Source organism: Sphingomonas rhizophila, from assembly GCF_014396585.1.
In the GTDB taxonomy this organism is placed as follows: Bacteria; Pseudomonadota; Alphaproteobacteria; order Sphingomonadales; family Sphingomonadaceae; genus Sphingomicrobium; species Sphingomicrobium rhizophilum.
The window spans coordinates 2,249,951-2,266,185 of record NZ_CP060717.1; the positions used below are offsets into that span (position 1 = coordinate 2,249,951).

The window sequence follows — 16,235 nt, forward strand, 5'->3', positions numbered from 1 at the left end:
CCTTCAATTCTTGATTAGCTGGAGCGGCGGAATTGCCAGCCGATGTCACCGCCAACGCCGGACACTTCGCCGACGATGACCAGCTGTAGCGATCCGACCGGCTGGCCGTGCCCGTCGATGACCAAGCTTTCTTCCACCACCAGCATCGCGCCGCGACAGCGAAAATTCCATGGCGGCGCACCGGGCGAGCGGAGGATCGCCCCCATCCCGTCGGCCGTCACGGTCGCTTCGATCCCGGGAGCGAGGTGAAAGCGGATGGCGAACGGGGCAGCTTCCTTGATCTTGCGCCGGCCCTTGGGAATCAGCTTGTCCTCGCCGCGGATTTCCTTGCCGTCGTTGCCGAGACTGAGGCGGCGCTGGTGGATCAGCCCGAACGACCGGACATAGCCGTCGTGGCTGGCCTCGATGCGCGAACTGTCATTGTCCTCGCTACGGTCGAGGACCACGTCGGTGACCCCTCTCCCAAGGCTGCCGTCGGGCAGGATCGCGGTGGAATTGGTATCGTCGAGAATCAGGGTCGAATGGGCGGCCGTGGTGCGCAGTGCGTCGATCAGGTCGGCCGGCATGACGCTGGGTTCCGCGCCGGGCCCCCGCAATTGACCACCAGACGCTGCGCGCCGTCGCTGACCTCGATCGCCAGGGTCGAGGCGCACCCGCGCTCGGCCATTTTGGCGGGCGGCGGGGGCGCGGCGTCCAGCACTACGATCGTCCCAAGCGCACTGATCCGTTGGTAGCCCCAGCCGCGAGCGGCGCGCAGCGGGCGGGCGCGGAGGCCGCAACCTTCAACCAGCGCAGCGATCCGCGCCGGAAGGTCGGGATTGCCGCCCTGCCAGCTCGACAAGGCACCATCGCCCATGGTGACGCCATGAAGTGCGGCCAGCGCGGCCGCAGCGCTGCTTTCCAGAGTTTCCGGTTGGTTCTGCTTGGCGGCGTGATAAGCGGCGCGAACGAGCGCCAGCCGGTCGACGAGCAGCATCTGCTCGAACGGACTTCGGCTCATCAACCCGCCGTCCTCGAACTGGGCGGCGCTGAGCGCGCGCATCAGCCCGGATTCAGCGCGCGACAGGCGCGATTGCGCGCCGTGGACAGTGAGGGCCGCGACCACTGCACCGGCCCAGGCGGTAATCCGCTCGATGCCGGGGCGGCACGGTCGGCATTGGCGTCGAGATGGCGGGCGCCGCGCGCCAGCGTATTGAGGATTGCCGAACGATAACCGGTGTCCCGGCTCGACAGGATGTATGGGGCGTAGGCGGTCCAGTAGAGCAGCCGCTCACCCCATAGTTCGGGCGCCCAGGCGCCGTCGGGCTTGGTGCCGTGCGCGACCAGCCAGCGGCCGGCGATGGCTTCGGCGAGACGAGAGCCCTGTTCGCGGCTGGCCGCGGCGGCAAGGTCGCGCAACCACGAGAAGCCGTGAATGGCATGGGCCAGCGCCCCGTCGGTCCCGAGCGAGCCGAAGTCGATGTTCTTCAGCGCCACTTCTTGGTTGCCGAGCGGGAAGCGGCCGGCGAGCAGTGCATCGCCCCGGGCGCGATCACCGACGATATGGTCGCGGGGAACAGCGACGAGGCGCAACGGCGCCTTTCCAGCGCCGAACAGGCGAGAGAATAACGAGCCTTTGGCGAGCTTGCCGACGACGTCGCTGGCGGTCATTCGCCTCCCCGAAGCGCGGCAATGTTTGCGGCGTAATGGTCCGGCCCGCCCTTGAAGGCGGCCGTCCCGGCGACCAGCACGGTGGCGCCGGCATCAACCGCCTGGCGCGCGGTGATTGCATCGATGCCGCCGTCGACCTCGATATCGACGGACAGGCCCTTCTTGGACACTTGAGTCGCAATCGCCTCGATCTTGCGAAGTTGCGAGGCGATGAACTTCTGCCCGCCGAAACCCGGGTTAACGCTCATCACCAGGACGAGGTCGATGTCCTCGATGACATAGTCCAGCATCTTCGCCGGGGTCGCGGGGTTGAGCGACACGCCTGCCTTTTTGCCCAGGCCCTTGATCCGCTGGACCGTTCGATGGAGGTGCGGCCCCGCCTCGGGATGGACGGTGATGATGTCCGCCCCGGCCTCCGCGAACGCCTCGAGGAAATCGTCGACCGGCGAGATCATCAGGTGGACGTCGAAAGTCTTGGTCGAATGCGGACGGAGCGCTTTCACCACGCCCGGGCCGATGGTGATGTTGGGCACGAAATGGCCGTCCATGACGTCGACGTGGATCCAGTCGGCGCCCGCTTCGTCGATTGCGCGAACCTCCTCACCCAGACGCGCGAAATCGGCACTGAGGATGGAAGGCGAGATGAGGGGGTGGGCCATGCGCCCGAATAGCCGCGATCAGGCCCTTCGGACAAGGTGCGCGGTGAAGAAGCCGTCAAGGCCGCCAGCCTCTTCCAGCATCCCGGGCAGGACCCGCAGCCAACCCTCTGGGGAGGGCGCGATCCCGGGCACCACGTCGCCCGCATTCTCGACCTGGAAATCCGGACAGTCGGCCAAGAATTCGGTGACGATCCGTTCGCCTTCGACCGGTTCGAGCGAACAGACTGCATAGACCAGGCTGCCGCCGGGCCGAACCCAGTCGGCAGCGCGGCGGATCAGGCGCTTCTGCAGGTCGGCGCTCTGCGCGATGATCGCCGCATGGGCGCGGTACAGAACTTCAGGGTGCCGCCGGAAGGTGCCGGTCGCCGAGCAAGGGGCGTCGAGCATGACCGCGTCGAACGGCACAGGTGCTTCCCAATCCAACGCATCGGCCACGACCGTTTTTGCGCTCATCCCCGTGCGAGCGAGATTCTCCGCAAGTCGTCCGAGACGACTCTCCGACCGGTCTAGCGCGGTCACGTCATGGCCGGCAGCGGCGAGCTGCATGGTTTTCCCGCCCGGTGCAGCACAGGCGTCAAGCACCCGCTTGGCCGAGAAGGGAATGAGGCGCGCGGGCAGCGAGGATGCCAGGTCCTGGACCCACCAGCGCCCTCGTCGAAGCCGGGCAGCCCCGCGACCGAACTCGATTCCAGCCGCCGGTGGCGCGAGGCGAGACTGACCCCGGCTGGATAGGCTTCTGCCGCAGCCTCATCGGCGAAACTCAGGTCCAGCGGCGGCCGCCGGACAATCGCGCGCCGCGCCGCCGCCACGACGTCATCGCCCCAGGCTTCGCGCCAGCGCTGTTCGACCGCCGCGGGCAGCCCAGCCTCCTCAGGAAAGCGGTCGCCCTTACGGAGCAGTGTGCCAAGCACACCGTGGACCAGCCGCCGCGGCCCGCCTTCGACCAATGGCAGCGCGGTGGCGACAACCGCATGGTCGGGTGTCCCGAGGGCCAGCTTTTGCGCCAGCGCCAGCCGCAGCACCATCCGTGCCTTGGCATCGTCGGCCAGCCGCAATCGGGTCGCGCCATCGATCATCCGGTCGAGATCGGGAAGCCGCCGCAACGTTTCCCCGGCGATCGCGCTGGCCAGTGCGGCGTCGGCCGGCGGCAGGCCGCGAGCGGTCTGGGCAGCGTTGTCCATCGTCTGGCCGCGGCGAAGCACCGCATCGAGTATCTTGAGCGCGGCGAGGCGCGCGGGAAGTCCGTCGGGGGTTGGCATCGTCCCCCTTAGGCGTCATTCGACACGGAATGAAACGGCCATCGCACGTCAAGCCGCCCGCTCACCTGTCGCCCTCGCCGCCGGTCCCGGCCCCGGCAAGGGTCGAGCCCGGCCCACCGTTGGGGAGGAAGATAAGGCCGACCCCACCCGCTACGGCGATTGGGAGAAAAAGGGCGTCGCGGTCGACTTTTAATGCGATTCGGGGCGCGGCGGCCGGCTGAGGATCGCCTCGAGGACATGGTCGACGTCGAGGCTTCCGTCGAGCAGCGCCGCGACCGCACCGACGATCGGCATGTCGATCTCGCGCTCGGCCGCGATCTTTGCCAGCACCGGCGCGGTGTGCGCGCCTTCCGCGACCGTGCGGCGGTCGGCCATCAGGTCAGTCGCCCTGCGCCCTTCACCGAGTGCCTTGCCGAGCGAGAAGTTGCGGCTGCTGGTGGAAGAGCAGGTGAGAACGAGGTCGCCGAGGCCGCTCAGTCCCGCCAATGTCTCGCGCCGCGCGCCGACCGCGAGACCGAAGCGGGTCATTTCCGCGAAACCGCGCGCGATGAGGGCCGCTCGCGCATTCTGGCCGAGGCCACGCCCTTCGACCACGCCGCAGGCGATGGCGAGGACGTTCTTGACCGCCCGCCGACTTCGGCGCCCGCGACATCATCGGTCAAATAGGCGCGGAAGGACGGACGGGCGATCCGGGCGCGAAGCTGTTGCGCCAGATCCTGGTCCTCGCATGCCAGTGTTACCGCCGTTGGCAACCCGGCCGCCACTTCATGGGCGAAGGTGGGGCCGGACAGGACGGCGACCGGCAAGGAAGGACACACTTCGCGCGCGACCTGGTGGAGCATCTGGCCGCTGCCTTCCTCGATGCCCTTCGAACAGAGGACCAGCGGCTTGCCTGGACAAGGCGAGCGCGACAGGACCGCGCGCATGTGCTGGGCCGGCGTGACGACCAGCCACGCGTCGGCGCGCGTCAGGTCGGAGAAATTGGCCGTCGCGCGGATCGACGGAGAGAGCTTCAGCCCCTTCAGATAGACCGGGTTCTCGTGGATCGAATTGACCGCCGCCACGACGTCATCTTCAAGAGCCCACAGCAGGACGTCCCGACCGTCAGCCGCCGCGACCTGCGCCAGCGCAGTGCCCCACGCGCCCCCTCCGATGACCGCTAACCGCTCCACGCTCATGCCTTCACCCCCGCCCCGCGCACCTTGTCACCTTCGGGATCGAGCGGCCAGCGCGCACGCGCCGGCGTTTCCAACCCGTCGGTCAGTCCCAACGCAAACCGTTCGGCACCCGCCCAGCCGATCATGGCCGCATTGTCGGTGCACAGCCAACCGGGCGGCACCGCGAAGGCCCGACCGTGTTCCGCCGCCAGCGCCTCCAGGGCCGTGCGAACCGACCGGTTCGCCGCGACCCCGCCGGCGACGACAAGGCTGGGCGCGTCGCTGACTTCCAGCGCCCGCCGCGTGCGATCGACGAAACAATCGACCACCGCCTGCTGGAAAGAGGCGGCGATATCCTCCGGCCGATGATCGCCCGAGGCAACCACGCGCTGCACCGCGGCCTTGAGGCCGGCGAAGCTGAAGTGCGGCTCTTTCGACCCCAGCAATGGCCGGGGCAGCGGCACTGCCTTCGCGTCGCCTTCCGCCGCGAGCGCCTCGATCGCCGGGCCGCCGGGATAGCCGAGGCCGAGCAGCTTGGCCGCCTTGTCGAACGCTTCGCCCGCCGCATCGTCGATGGTCGTCGCCAGCCGCCGATACTCGCCGATGCCGCGCACCTCGAGCAACTGGCAGTGGCCGCCGCTGGCGAGCAGCAGGAGGTATGGAAAGTCGAGGTCGGCATCGACCAGCCGCGGGCTGAGGGCATGGCCTTCGAGGTGATTGACGGCCACCAGCGGCTTTCCGGTAGCGAGGCTCAAGCCCTTCCCGGCCATCAGCCCGACCATCACGCCACCGATCAGGCCCGGACCGGCGGTCGCGGCGATCGCGTCGATGTCCGACACCACGACGTCAGCGTCGGCCAGTACCTGGCGCACCAGGCCGGGAAGAATTTCGACATGGGCGCGCGCGGCGATTTCGGGGACGACACCGCCGAACGGGCGATGCGCCTCATTCTGGCCGACCACGGCTTGCGCCAGGATCTGCCGGTCACTGGTGACCAGCGCCGCCGCGCTGTCGTCGCACGAGGATTCAAGGGCGAGGATCAGGGCCATGTGCCGCGCCCTTTGCCTCAAGCGGCCGGTTTGCGCTAGCGCGGCGGACGATGAGCCAGACAACCCTCACTCTCGGCACGCGCGGATCGCCGCTTGCCCTTGCCCAGGCGCGGATGACGGCGGCAGCGCTGGAGCAAGCCCACGGCTGGCCGGCGGGATCGGTGGCGCTGGCGGTCGTCAAGACCAGCGGCGACCGGATCCAGGACCGGCCGCTGGCCGATATCGGCGGCAAGGCGCTGTGGACCAAGGAACTCGACCTCGCCCTTTTGGCAGGCGAGACCCATGCCTCGGTTCATTCGATGAAGGATGTCGAAAGTGACCGTCCTGACACCTTACGGATCGCCGCGATGCTGCCCCGTGCCGACGTCCGCGACCGGCTGATCGGCGCTGGATCGGTCGCCGACCTCCCGCAGGGCGCCGTCGTGGGCAGCAGCAGCCCGCGCCGGGCGGCGCAGCTTCGCCGGTTGCGACCCGACCTCAACGTAGTGCCGATCCGTGGCAACGTCGATACGCGTCTAGCCAAGCGGGAAACGGGCGACGTCGACGCGACGCTGTTGGCGGCGGCTGGCCTTGACCGCTTGGGACGTGGCGACGTCGGCAATGCCATCCCCCTCGATCAGATGCTCCCCGCCCCGGCGCAGGCGGCAATCGGGATCGAATGCCGCAGCGACGACGCCGCGACGGCGGCACTTCTGCAGCCCATCGACCACAGCGACACGCACGCCGCGGTGCTCGCCGAACGCGCGTTCACCTTGGCGCTGGGGGGCAGTTGTCATTCGCCGGTGGCCGCCTTGGCCGTAATCGACGCGGGGGCAGTCGACCTGCGGGTCGAACTGCTGAGCGAGGACGGGGCGGAGCATCTTACCCAGCGGGCGCGCTTTACGGTCGGCGATCTCGACGGACCGGCGGCGCTCGGGCGCCACATGCTGGCCGATGCGCCGCCGTCGATCCGCCGTCTGTTCGAGGGCGGTTGAGACCGCTCGTCCTCCTTCGCCCGGAGCCGGGGCTGTCGGCAAGCGCCGCGCGAGCGCGGGCGCTGGGTCTCGACGTCATCGAAGCGCCGCTTTTCGCGGTGGCGCCGGTCGCGTGGAACGTCAGCGACCCCGAGGGTTTCGACGGCCTCCTGCTGACAAGTGCCAATGCCATCCGCCACGGTGGGACGGGCCTGGAGATCCTGCACAACCTGCCGGTTCATGCGGTCGGGGACGCCACCGCTGACGCCGCTCGCGCCGCCGGGTTCACGGTCCAGTCGGTTGGATCAGGTGGCATCGAGGACCTGTTGAGAGAAATTCCGGGCGACCGCCGCCTCCTGCATCTGGCCGGCGAAGATCGGATGGAAATTGGGGACGTCCTCCGATCGATCACGAGCATCGTCGTTTATCGTTCGGTGGCGACGGACCCACCGGCACTGCCGACATCGGACGTCGTGATTGCCGTGCATAGCCCGCGTGCCGGGCAACGGCTGGCCGAACTGGTCGGTGAGCGGTCGAGCGTCCGGATCGCCGCGATCAGCAGGGCCGCGGCCGCGGCGTGCGGAGACGGGTGGGAATCGGTCGAGGCGGCGGATCAACCGGACGATTCGTCGCTTCTGGCCCTTGCCGCGCGGCTGTGCCAAACATCGCCTCAATGAACGCAAGTACCGCTCAACCGGCCCCGAGCTGGATCGCGTGCCTCGCCTGGGCCCTGCTGCTGCTCATCGCGGGCGCCGCGCTTGCCATTTGGGGATTATCGCGCTGGCAGGGGGGCGCGCGCTTCTTCGGTGTCGCACCCGAGGCCGCCGCGACGGCGCCGGCCACGCCGGTTCGCCTCGGCCCGCCCGCAGCTGCAGCGCCAGCAGCGCCGGCCGCGGTGCCCGCCGATGATGTCCGCCTGGCGACGCTCGAAAGTCGTCTCGACCTCGTCGAGAATGCCACCGAGCGCGCCGAGGGCACTGCCGGCCGGGCCAACGCATTGCTGGTCGCCTTCGCCGCGCGGCGGGCGATCGAACGCGGCGTTGCCCTTGGCTACCTCGAGCCTTTGTTGATCGATCGCTTCGGGCGCGGGCATGAGCGCGCGGTCGGCGTCGTGATCACCGCTGGCCGCACGCCACAAACGCTGGACTCGCTGGTCGACGAATTCGACAGGATCGGTCCGCTGTTACGCGGCCCAGCCCCCAACGAGAGCTGGTGGACGGGGTTCGAGCGGGAATTGGGGTCGCTGGTATCCATCCACCGGTCCGACCGCCCTAACCCTCTACCCGCGGCGCGTTACGAACGCGCCGCCGCGCTGCTCAAGTCGGGCAAGGTCGACGGCGCGCTGGCCGAAACCATGCGGCTACCGGGCGCAAGCCGGCCCGAGGCGGCGGCCTGGATCGCGCGCGCCCGGCGGCAGGTCCTCGTGATGCGCGCGCTGGACGAGATCGAAAGCGCAGCCCTGCTCGGCGGTCCGCCAACCTCGTAAAGGGTTGGCAGCGTGGCCCGACCATGCGAATCCTTGCCGTGCGCGGGCAAGCTTGAGTTCAGTCGAGCCGAGCTAACGCCTTGCCGGGATTGATGATTGGGTGGGGAAACTGGCTTCATGACGTCAGCGTTGGTGCGCCGTTTGATTTGGCTCCTAGCGAGTTCGGGGGGCCTGGTTGGCGCCGCCTCCGCAGCGCAGCAGGTCGACCCGCTGGCCCCGCTTGCGTCGCCTCCGACCGCGGTCCCGGGCCCGGAAGCGCTTCGCGCCCGGATCAGGGAGATTGGCCGATCGTTCGACGGCAAGGCCGGCATTGCCATCGTCAACCTTCGCGACGGCTGGGAGGCCTCCTGGAACGGCGACACCCTGTTCCCACAGCAAAGCTGTTCGAAACTGTGGGTCGCGATCACCGCGATGGACGCGGTCGACAAGGGCCGCATCAGTCTGGATGACAAGGTCACGCTTGGCCGGGACGACCTGACCCTGTTCCACCAGCCGTTGGCGGCCAAGGTTCTCGGCGGCGGCCACACGACGACGCTGAACGCCCTGTTGTTCACCGCGATCACCGAAAGCGACAATACCGCCAACGACAAGCTGATGCGCTCGATCGGCGGGCCGCAACGCGTGCGCGACATGATCCAGAACAAGGGTCTCGGCGCGATTCGCTTTTACGAGGGCGAGCGGGCTCTCCAGTCCAAGATCGCCGGACTGATCTGGAGCCAGAGCTATTCGATCGGCGATGCCTTCTACAAGGCTCGCAGCGCGCTGCCGATGTCGGTGCGGCAGGCATCGTTCAACCGTTACCTGTCCGACCCCTACGACGGCGCGTCTCCCCACGCGATCGCCAACGCGCTGGCCCGATTGAAGAAGGGCGAATTGCTGTCACCTTCGTCGACGTCGAAACTGCTCAACACGATGGGCCGTACGCGAACTGGCAAGGCCCGGGTTCGTGCCGCGCTGGCGCCCGGATGGCATTGGAATCACAAGACCGGCACCGGCCAGGTGCTGAACGGTCGGATCGGCGGTATCAACGACATCGGCCTGCTCACGGCGCCCGACGGAACGGTCTATGCGATGGCGCTAATGTCCATTCCCAACAAGTCGGACGGTGCGGCACAGGGCATGATGCAAACCGTGACAAGGGCCGTCATCGCCGCGCACCAGACCCGTGTCGCTAGCCGCTGACGCCACTGCCGTCGCGGCGCGGCTCGCTTGCCGCCCCGGGGCCCAGCGGGTGCCGAGCCGGGATCTTGAACTTTTCATCGTCCGCCGCTTTCTGGATGCGGACACTTGTGCGGCGTTGTGCGACCTGATCGATCGGCGGCGACGGCCCTCGGAAATTGCGGACGACCGCGGCGATCCGAAGTTCCGCACCAGCGAAACCTGCGACCTGGATTCGTCCGATCCGCTGGTTGGCGCGATCGACCGCCAACTCTGCGCCGCGCTGGGAATCGATCCGGCGTTCGGTGAGCCGATCCAGGGCCAGCGCTACGCTCTCGGGCAGGAGTTCAAGGCCCACACCGACACCTTCAACCCGGGAGGGGCGGATTTTTATCGGTTTTGCGCCGACCAAGGGCAACGGACATGGACCGCCATGCTCTATCTCAACCAGCCCGAGGACGGCGGCGCGACGCGTTTCAAAGTGATCGGCAAGTCGGTCCAGCCCGAAACCGGCAAGTTGCTGGCGTGGAATAACCTGCTGCCTGATGGCCTGCCCAACGAAGCCACGCTTCACCAGGGCATGAAGGTGCGCAAGGGCACCAAATACATCATCACCAAATGGTTTCGGCAGTTTCCAAGCGACAAGTCGTCTTAGACGTAAAGTTTCGGAAACAGCCGTCGCAGCGCGATGACCTTCGGCCGGTCGTTGACGACGATGTAAGGGTGGCGAGGATTCTTCGCCACGAAGTCCTGGTGATAGCTTTCGGCGGCGGTGAAACGGCGCAGCGGTTCGACTTTCGTCACGATTGGACGCCGAAAGACGCGCGCCTTGCCGAGCTGCGCGATATAGGCACGCGCCTGCCGAGCTTGCGCCTGCGTCGTCGGGAACAAGGCGCCGCGATATTGCGTGCCGGTGTCCGGCCCCTGGCGATCGAGTTGGGTCGGATCGGTCGCCACCGAGAAGTATATCTGCAGGAGCTGAGCGTAGCTCACCTGGCGAGGGTCGAACGTGACGCGGACGGTTTCGGCATGGCCAGTACGGCCGCTGGAGACCGATTCGTACGTCGGTCGCTGCCCGCCGCCCCCTGCGTAGCCGGACACGGCGCTTTTCACGCCGCGGACATGGTCGAACACGCCTTCCACACCCCAGAAGCAGCCGCCGGCAAAGTAGGCAACCTCGATCGGGCGGGGTTAGCGATGGTCGTCAAAGGCCTTGGCGCGACCCGGTTGAGCTCGGCGGCCGACACCGTGTCGCTCAAGGCCGCAACGCCGACAACGGCAAGGAAAGCGGACGGAAGGAGCATGCGCACCGGCTTATTACGCGCAAGCGCGCTGACCGGATGCTGAATAATGGAAGAAATGGAGCGGGCGAAGGGATTCGAACCCTCGACCCCAACCTTGGCAAGGTTGTGCTCTACCCCTGAGCTACGCCCGCTCGATCTGGCGGACCGGCACAATGTCCCGGTCGGGTGGAGCGGGCGCCTAGCATCGGCTTTCCCGCCCCGCAAGCCCCTTCGCCGCCGCTTGCCGCCGAGCCCCCGGCGCCCATATGCGCGGGTGACGGCGTCGAAGGAGTATTTGTGGCGACACTGGGCATGACCGAAGCCGAACGCGAAGCGATCGAGCGTTTCCGCCGCGACGTCATCGAACCGTCGATGACCAGCCTCGTCATCCTCGATTTCTGGGCGGAATGGTGCGGGCCGTGCAAGCAGCTTGGTCCGATCCTCGACAAGGTCGCCGCTGACTATGCCGATCGCGGCGTCGTCCTGGCCAAAATCGACGTCGACACCGACAAGCTGATCGCCGCACAGTTCCAGGTCCAGTCGATCCCGACCGTCTACGCCCTGTTTCAGGGACAGCCGGTCGCCGACCTCACCAATTACCGAACCGAGGGGCAGTTGACCCGAGCGCTCGACCAGTTGCTGGCGCAGCTGCCGGTAAAGGGCGAGGCGCAGAGCCTGGCGGCCCAGGTCGAGCCGCTGATCGCGATGGGCGAGGAAGTGCTGGCCGAAGGTGACGCAGCGCGGGCCGAATCGATCTTCGGCCAAATCCTCGACATGGATCCGGATCATCCCGAAGTGATCGGCGGCCTCGCCAGAGCGCAGATTCTTGGCGACAAGGTCGAAGAGGCGCGCGCCTTGCTCGATTCGCATACGGACATAGCGAATCATGCCGCAATCTCGCGTGCCCGCGCGGCGCTGGAGCTAGCCAGCACGCCAGCGGTCGACGTGTCGGACGAGGAAGCGCGAATCGCGGCCAACCCCGACGACCACGACGCACGCTTGGTCATCGCCAACGCCAGGGCTGCGGCGGGCGATCGCGACTCGGCGGCCGACCACCTGCTGGAAATCATCGCCCGGAACCGCGACTGGAACGACGGGGCGGCGCGGTCCCGCTTCCTGCAATTGCTGGAAGCATCGGGGCTCGGGGATCCCTGGGCTAGCGCACAGCGGCGGCGTTTGTCCGCGCTACTGTTCACATGATCGACCGGAAACCAGTCCGGGTCCCTCTCTTCCCGCTGGCCGGCGCAATCCTGTTCCCGCGCGCCCAGTTGCCTTTGCACATTTTCGAGGAGCGCTATCGCGACATGGTTCGGGACGCGATGGCCGACCAGGGAAGGATCGCGATGATCCAGCCGTCGGGCCCGGGCGAACCGGCGCCGCTGTTCCGCGCCGGCTGCATCGGCGAGATCGTCGGGGTCGAGGAACTGGACGACGGGCGCTACAATATTGTCTTGCAGGGATCGAACCGCTTCCGGTTGATTGCCGAGGCCGACGTCGGCACGCTTTATCGACAGGCCGATGTCGACCTAGAGGCCTTCGACGATCGGGAGCCCGAGCCGTTGCCGCTGGCGATGAGAAGCGCGGTCGAGCAGGAAGCGCGGCGGTTCGGCGATGCTCTTGGGCTGATCGTCGACTGGGACGCGGTCGGGCAGCTGGACGACGAATTGCTGGTCAACGCCATTGCCCAGGTCGCGCCGTTCGACCCGGGCGCCAAACAGGCGTTGCTGGAAGAACCGACCCTGGCCGGACGCGCGGACCTTGTCGTCCAATTGATGCAGTTCCAGCGGATGGCGCCCGGCGGCGCCGACATCGGCCAGACGATCCAGTAGCTAGATCGGCAGCCCGCGCAGGAGCAAGGGAAGGTCGCCGCTGGTGCCGCGCGCTTCCGCCATGAGCCGGTCCTTGACCGGGCCGATGCGGTCGATCAGCCCCATGCCGAATCGTCGCACCGCCGAAGCAGTCTTTCCCGGAACGCCATAAATTCGCGTCAGCCCGTCGGTCGCCAGTGCGACCATGAAGGTGTCCAGGCTACGCCAGCGTTGGTAACGCGCCATCAGCTGCGCATCACCGAGATCGAGACCGAGCCGCGCGCCTTCGACCAGAACCTGCGCCAGTGCGGCCGCATCGCGATAGCCGAGGTTCACGCCCTGTCCCGCGATCGGGTGGATGCCGTGCGCGGCGTCGCCGACCAGCGCCAGCCTGTGATCGGTGATCCGCGCCGCGTGGTGGAAACCGAGCGGATAGGTCGAGCGGGGGCTGATCAGGCCGATCTTGCCCAGGAATCCGCCCATCGCCGCTTCGGCCTCGGCGGCGAAATCGTCGGCGCTCAGCGCCAGCATTCCTGGTGCATCCTTGTCCGAGAACGACCAGACGATGGCCGAGCGATGACCATCGGTATCGTCGTTCATCGGCAGCAACGCGAAGGGCCCGGCCGGATAGAAGATTTCGTAGGCGACGTTGTCATGCGGACGCTCATGACGGAGCGTCCCGACGATCGCCGCGTGTTCGTATTTCCACCTTGCCAGCCGGATCCCCGCCGCCTCGCGGGTCGGCGAGTTACGTCCCTCGGCAGCGACCAGCAGCGGCGCGGCAAGTCTTGTTCCATCGTCCAACTCGGCCATGACGCCGTGATCCCCGCGATCGATGCTAACGGCGCGACGCTGCCAATGGAGCGCAATCCTCCTACCGGCAGCTGCCCGGGAAAGCAGGGCGGCGTGCAGATTGCGGTTCTCGTTCATCCAGCCAAGGGGCTCATCATCCTCGCCCGGATCGAAACGAAGCCCGCCGGGATCGAGCCCGTCGGCAACCTGGATGGCACGGATCGGGCAGCCCGGTTCCGGCAGGTGGTCGGTAATGCCGATGGTGTCGAACATCCGCTTCGAGGAGGACGACACCGCACTGGTCCGGCCGTCGAACGCCGCGTTCTTGCGCAGCGCGGGATCTGCCGGATCGATGACTGCGCAGCCCAGCCCGCTGGAATCCAGCGCCGCGGCCAGCGCCAGCCCGACCAGCCCGCCGCCCAGGATGATGACATCGGTGCGTTCCATGCCGTGGCTTCTAGGCGTCACTCGAGCGCTTGGCGAGAGCACCGGGCCGCATATCGCTTGACCGTCGAGTCCGCCGCGCGGCATTGTCGTTAAGCATTTTGGTGGGGGATAAGGATGGCCAGCGCCGCGCAGCGGGCACAGAAGCGGGATCTTGAGCCGCATTGGCGCGACAAGCTCGCCCAGTCGCTCAAGGGCTTTGCGCGCCGGTCGAGCGGGGTCGGGCTGGTCGGCCTGAGCGTTGCGCTGGGCATTGCACTCGCCACCCACTCACAGGTTGACCCGAGCCTCTCAACCGCCGCCGCCGGGCCGCCGACCAATTGGCTCGGCGCGTTCGGCGCCTATGCAAGCGACCTCCTGCTATTGCTGTTCGGACCGCCCGCCGCCCTGCTGCTTCCAGTGACGGCGCTCAGCGGCCTGCGGATGGTTCGGGGGGTCTCCTCCCCGCATCTTGGCCGTGCCCTCGGCATCGCCGCAATCGGCGTTGGCCTGGTGGGCGTCGCCGCCGCCATGCTCGCCGGGTCGGCGGTGTCCGGGCTTCCGGCGGGATGGGGCGGTATCGTGGGACTGTCGATTGCACATGGTCTCGACGCCCTGATTGCGCTGATCGGTAATCCCGGAATCGAAGGTCCGGTGCGGCTGTCCGTCATCGCCCTGCTGGTGATCGGGGGGTTGATCATCGGCTGGTTCGGCCTTGGCGTCAGCGACGACGAGAAAGCCTGGGCCTCGGACCGTCTGCGCCGCGATGCGGCGGCGCCGGTGCGGCCGCTGCGCCGGACCCAGCGCCGCGATGCCGATGACGAGGAGGAGGCAGTGGCTGCCCCGCCGCGCTCGCGTCCTTCCGTTGCAGTTTCCGAGCCTGCCGCCGGGGTCGCCCCGGCCAAGGCTGCGACCAAAAAGGGCAAGGCAGCCGCGGCAGCAGCGGGTCAGGCCAGCCTGGCGCTTGGCGACAGCTACGCCCTGCCGTCGATCGACCTGCTCGCGCCGCCACCCGCCGCCGGCAAGACCACCGTCGACCGTGCCGCGCTGGAACGAAACGCCCGCCTGTTAGAAAGCGTGCTCGAGGATTTCCACGTTCGCGGCGACATCGTCGAGGTTCGCCCCGGCCCGGTCGTGACCATGTACGAATTGGAGCCGGCCAGCGGCATCAAGGCCAGCCGCGTAATCCAGCTTGCCGACGATATCGCTCGCAACATGAGCGCACTCAGCGCGCGCGTCGCCACCATCCCTGGCCGCAGCGTGATCGGCATCGAACTGCCCAATGCCAACAGACAGGCGGTGGCGCTGAGCGAGCTTATCGGCAGCCAGGCGTACGCGGACCAGAACATGGCCCTGCCGCTGATCCTGGGGAAGAACATCAGCGGCGACCCGGTCATCGCCGACCTCGCGCCAATGCCCCACTTGCTCGTCGCCGGCACGACCGGGTCGGGCAAGTCGGTCGGTCTCAACTGCATGATCCTGTCGCTTCTCTACCGGATGGGACCGGACGAGTGCCGGATGATCATGATCGACCCGAAGATGCTGGAACTGAGCATCTACGACGATATCCCCCACCTCCTCGCCCCGGTCGTCACCGAACCAGGCAAGGCGATCCGCGCGCTCAAATGGACCGTCGAGCAGATGGAGGAGCGCTACCGGATGATGGCCAGCCTTGGCGTTCGCCAGCTTGCCAGCTTCAACCAGCGCGTGCGCGACGCCAAGGCCAAGGGGTCGAAGCTGGGCCGCAAGGTGCAGACCGGCTACGACGCCGACAGCGGCCAGCCGATCTACGAGACCGAAGAACTTGAGTATGACGTCCTGCCGCAGATCGTGGTGGTGGTCGACGAGCTCGCAGACCTGATGATGACCGCCGGCAAGGAGGTCGAGTTCCTGATCCAGCGGCTGGCCCAGAAGGCGCGCGCCGCCGGGATTCACCTGATCATGGCGACGCAGCGGCCGTCGGTCGACGTCATCACCGGCGTCATCAAGGCCAATCTTCCGACCCGGATCAGCTTCCAGGTCACCAGCAAGATCGATTCGCGCACCATTCTTGGCGAGCAGGGTGCCGAGCAGCTGCTGGGCAAGGGTGACATGCTCTACATGCCCGGCGGCAAGCAGATCCTGCGCGTCCACGGCCCGTTCGTCAGCGACGAGGAAGTACGATCGGTCGCCGACCATTGGCGCAAGCAAGGCGTTCCCGACTACATCCAGGCGGTCACCGAGGAGCCAGAGGACGGCGGCTACATCTTCGACGGTCAGCCGGTCGGCGAGGACGACGCCGAGACCCAGCTCTACCGGAAGGCGATCCAGATCGTCGCCGAAAGCCAGAAGGCCTCGACCAGCTATCTCCAGCGCCAACTCCGCGTCGGGTACAACAGTGCCGCGCGGCTGATCGAGCGGATGGAAAAGGACGGGCTGGTCGGCCAGCCGGACCATGTCGGGCGGCGCGAAGTGCTGCTCGATACCGACGGTCACCCGATTTGAGGCGATGAACAGTTCGGAACCGGAAGGTTCAGGGCGCATTCAATGCGGGAAGGCCAGTTTTCCGGCCAATTCAT

16 protein-coding genes, 1 tRNA gene and 3 pseudogenes are annotated in these 16,235 nt (G+C 67.5%); 10 read left to right on the top strand and 10 right to left on the bottom strand.

All coding sequences use genetic code 11. The annotated features are described in order from the left end of the window. Positions 1–14 precede the first annotated feature (14 nt). From H9L12_RS11470 to H9L12_RS11490, 5 genes and pseudogenes are all read right to left on the bottom strand, one after another. The gene (locus H9L12_RS11470) at positions 15–566 is read right to left on the bottom strand and encodes a heparinase II/III family protein (protein ID WP_187541842.1); all 552 of its coding nucleotides are present in this window, start codon (positions 564–566) and stop codon (positions 15–17) included. Next, complete coding sequence (locus tag H9L12_RS13990) at positions 551–1,042, bottom strand: heparinase II/III domain-containing protein (RefSeq protein ID WP_187541843.1); 492 nt, start codon at positions 1,040–1,042, stop codon at positions 551–553. The genes H9L12_RS11470 and H9L12_RS13990 overlap by 16 nt, the downstream gene beginning before the upstream one ends. Further along, on the bottom strand, positions 1,042–1,650 hold the full coding sequence (locus tag H9L12_RS11480; protein ID WP_187541844.1) for a hypothetical protein: 609 nt from the start codon (positions 1,648–1,650) through the stop codon (positions 1,042–1,044). Before H9L12_RS11480 ends, H9L12_RS13990 begins: the two co-directional genes overlap by 1 nt. Beyond that, positions 1,647–2,309, bottom strand: coding sequence for a ribulose-phosphate 3-epimerase (rpe, locus tag H9L12_RS11485; RefSeq protein ID WP_187541845.1), 663 nt, complete (start codon positions 2,307–2,309; stop codon positions 1,647–1,649). The genes H9L12_RS11480 and rpe overlap by 4 nt, the downstream gene beginning before the upstream one ends. Positions 2,310–2,327: 18 nt before the next feature. Then, a pseudogene (locus H9L12_RS11490) lies at positions 2,328–3,568 on the bottom strand (RsmB/NOP family class I SAM-dependent RNA methyltransferase). Positions 3,569–3,597: 29 nt separating this feature from the next. Here H9L12_RS11490 and H9L12_RS11495 point away from each other — a divergent pair. Beyond that, positions 3,598–3,761 (top strand): annotated as a pseudogene (locus H9L12_RS11495) (DUF1674 domain-containing protein). Here the strand turns inward: H9L12_RS11495 and H9L12_RS11500 are convergent. Further along, positions 3,758–4,746 (bottom strand): annotated as a pseudogene (locus H9L12_RS11500) (NAD(P)H-dependent glycerol-3-phosphate dehydrogenase). The pseudogenes H9L12_RS11495 and H9L12_RS11500 sit on opposite strands and share 4 nt — an antisense overlap. Then, positions 4,743–5,774 carry a tRNA (adenosine(37)-N6)-threonylcarbamoyltransferase complex transferase subunit TsaD gene (gene tsaD / locus H9L12_RS11505; RefSeq protein ID WP_187541846.1) on the bottom strand — a complete coding sequence of 344 codons (1,032 nt, stop codon included), beginning with the start codon at positions 5,772–5,774 and terminating at the stop codon, positions 4,743–4,745. Before tsaD ends, H9L12_RS11500 begins: the two are co-directional and overlap by 4 nt. A 50-nt stretch (positions 5,775–5,824) precedes the next feature. On the opposite strand from tsaD, the gene hemC reads away from it, so the two are divergent. The 5 genes from hemC to H9L12_RS11530 all read left to right on the top strand — a co-directional run bounded on the left by hemC (position 5,825) and on the right by H9L12_RS11530 (position 10,026). Then, on the top strand, positions 5,825–6,748 hold the full coding sequence (gene hemC, locus H9L12_RS11510) for a hydroxymethylbilane synthase (protein ID WP_187541847.1): 924 nt from the start codon (positions 5,825–5,827) through the stop codon (positions 6,746–6,748). Further along, positions 6,745–7,404: a uroporphyrinogen-III synthase gene (locus H9L12_RS11515; protein ID WP_187541848.1), complete on the top strand. Its 660-nt coding sequence runs from the start codon at positions 6,745–6,747 to the stop codon at positions 7,402–7,404. Before hemC ends, H9L12_RS11515 begins: the two co-directional genes overlap by 4 nt. Further along, on the top strand, positions 7,401–8,213 hold the full coding sequence (locus tag H9L12_RS11520; protein ID WP_187541849.1) for a hypothetical protein: 813 nt from the start codon (positions 7,401–7,403) through the stop codon (positions 8,211–8,213). Before H9L12_RS11515 ends, H9L12_RS11520 begins: the two co-directional genes overlap by 4 nt. A gap of 141 nt (positions 8,214–8,354) precedes the next feature. Beyond that, a complete protein-coding gene (locus H9L12_RS11525; protein ID WP_425506780.1) occupies positions 8,355–9,395 on the top strand; it encodes a serine hydrolase in 1,041 nt (346 codons plus the stop codon). Continuing rightward, on the top strand, positions 9,379–10,026 hold the full coding sequence (locus H9L12_RS11530; protein WP_187541851.1) for a prolyl hydroxylase family protein: 648 nt from the start codon (positions 9,379–9,381) through the stop codon (positions 10,024–10,026). Before H9L12_RS11525 ends, H9L12_RS11530 begins: the two co-directional genes overlap by 17 nt. On the opposite strand, the gene msrA is transcribed toward H9L12_RS11530, so the two are convergent. Continuing rightward, positions 10,023–10,505, bottom strand: coding sequence for a peptide-methionine (S)-S-oxide reductase MsrA (msrA, locus tag H9L12_RS11535; protein WP_343060381.1), 483 nt, complete (start codon positions 10,503–10,505; stop codon positions 10,023–10,025). The two genes, H9L12_RS11530 and msrA, sit on opposite strands and share 4 nt — an antisense overlap. On the opposite strand from msrA, the gene H9L12_RS11540 reads away from it, so the two are divergent. Then, positions 10,494–10,718 (top strand): hypothetical protein, encoded by a 225-nt coding sequence (locus tag H9L12_RS11540; RefSeq protein WP_187541852.1) that lies wholly within the window; start codon positions 10,494–10,496, stop codon positions 10,716–10,718. The two genes, msrA and H9L12_RS11540, sit on opposite strands and share 12 nt — an antisense overlap. Before the next feature lie 13 nt (positions 10,719–10,731). On the opposite strand, the gene H9L12_RS11545 is transcribed toward H9L12_RS11540, so the two are convergent. Next, a tRNA-Gly gene (locus tag H9L12_RS11545) sits at positions 10,732–10,806 on the bottom strand. A 160-nt stretch (positions 10,807–10,966) separates the two neighbouring features. Here H9L12_RS11545 and H9L12_RS11550 point away from each other — a divergent pair. Both H9L12_RS11550 and H9L12_RS11555 read left to right on the top strand, forming a co-directional pair. Next, a complete protein-coding gene (locus H9L12_RS11550; protein WP_187541853.1) occupies positions 10,967–11,854 on the top strand; it encodes a tetratricopeptide repeat protein in 888 nt (295 codons plus the stop codon). Continuing rightward, positions 11,851–12,483 carry an LON peptidase substrate-binding domain-containing protein gene (locus H9L12_RS11555; protein WP_187541854.1) on the top strand — a complete coding sequence of 211 codons (633 nt, stop codon included), beginning with the start codon at positions 11,851–11,853 and terminating at the stop codon, positions 12,481–12,483. Before H9L12_RS11550 ends, H9L12_RS11555 begins: the two co-directional genes overlap by 4 nt. On the opposite strand, the gene H9L12_RS11560 is transcribed toward H9L12_RS11555, so the two are convergent. Then, complete coding sequence (locus tag H9L12_RS11560; RefSeq protein ID WP_187541855.1) at positions 12,484–13,701, bottom strand: FAD-dependent monooxygenase; 1,218 nt, start codon at positions 13,699–13,701, stop codon at positions 12,484–12,486. Between the two features lie 114 nt (positions 13,702–13,815). On the opposite strand from H9L12_RS11560, the gene H9L12_RS11565 reads away from it, so the two are divergent. Next, entirely contained in the window at positions 13,816–16,161 is a 2,346-nt protein-coding gene (locus H9L12_RS11565; RefSeq protein ID WP_187541856.1) for a DNA translocase FtsK, read from the top strand. Positions 16,162–16,235 lie beyond the last annotated feature (74 nt).

Excerpts from the sequence above, each read along its gene's own strand:
- H9L12_RS11470 (WP_187541842.1), bottom strand. The coding sequence starts at position 566 with ATGCCGGCCGACCTGATCGACGCACTGCGCACCACGGCCGCCCATTCG.
- H9L12_RS13990 (WP_187541843.1), bottom strand. The coding sequence starts at position 1,042 with ATGCGCGCGCTCAGCGCCGCCCAGTTCGAGGACGGCGGGTTGATGAGC.
- H9L12_RS11480 (WP_187541844.1), bottom strand. The coding sequence starts at position 1,650 with ATGACCGCCAGCGACGTCGTCGGCAAGCTCGCCAAAGGCTCGTTATTC.
- rpe (WP_187541845.1), bottom strand. The coding sequence starts at position 2,309 with ATGGCCCACCCCCTCATCTCGCCTTCCATCCTCAGTGCCGATTTCGCG.
- tsaD (WP_187541846.1), bottom strand. The coding sequence starts at position 5,774 with ATGGCCCTGATCCTCGCCCTTGAATCCTCGTGCGACGACAGCGCGGCG.
- hemC (WP_187541847.1), top strand. The coding sequence starts at position 5,825 with ATGAGCCAGACAACCCTCACTCTCGGCACGCGCGGATCGCCGCTTGCC.
- H9L12_RS11520 (WP_187541849.1), top strand. The coding sequence starts at position 7,401 with ATGAACGCAAGTACCGCTCAACCGGCCCCGAGCTGGATCGCGTGCCTC.
- H9L12_RS11540 (WP_187541852.1), top strand. The coding sequence starts at position 10,494 with ATGGTCGAACACGCCTTCCACACCCCAGAAGCAGCCGCCGGCAAAGTA.
- H9L12_RS11550 (WP_187541853.1), top strand. The coding sequence starts at position 10,967 with ATGACCGAAGCCGAACGCGAAGCGATCGAGCGTTTCCGCCGCGACGTC.
- H9L12_RS11555 (WP_187541854.1), top strand. The coding sequence starts at position 11,851 with ATGATCGACCGGAAACCAGTCCGGGTCCCTCTCTTCCCGCTGGCCGGC.
- H9L12_RS11560 (WP_187541855.1), bottom strand. The coding sequence starts at position 13,701 with ATGGAACGCACCGATGTCATCATCCTGGGCGGCGGGCTGGTCGGGCTG.
- H9L12_RS11565 (WP_187541856.1), top strand. The coding sequence starts at position 13,816 with ATGGCCAGCGCCGCGCAGCGGGCACAGAAGCGGGATCTTGAGCCGCAT.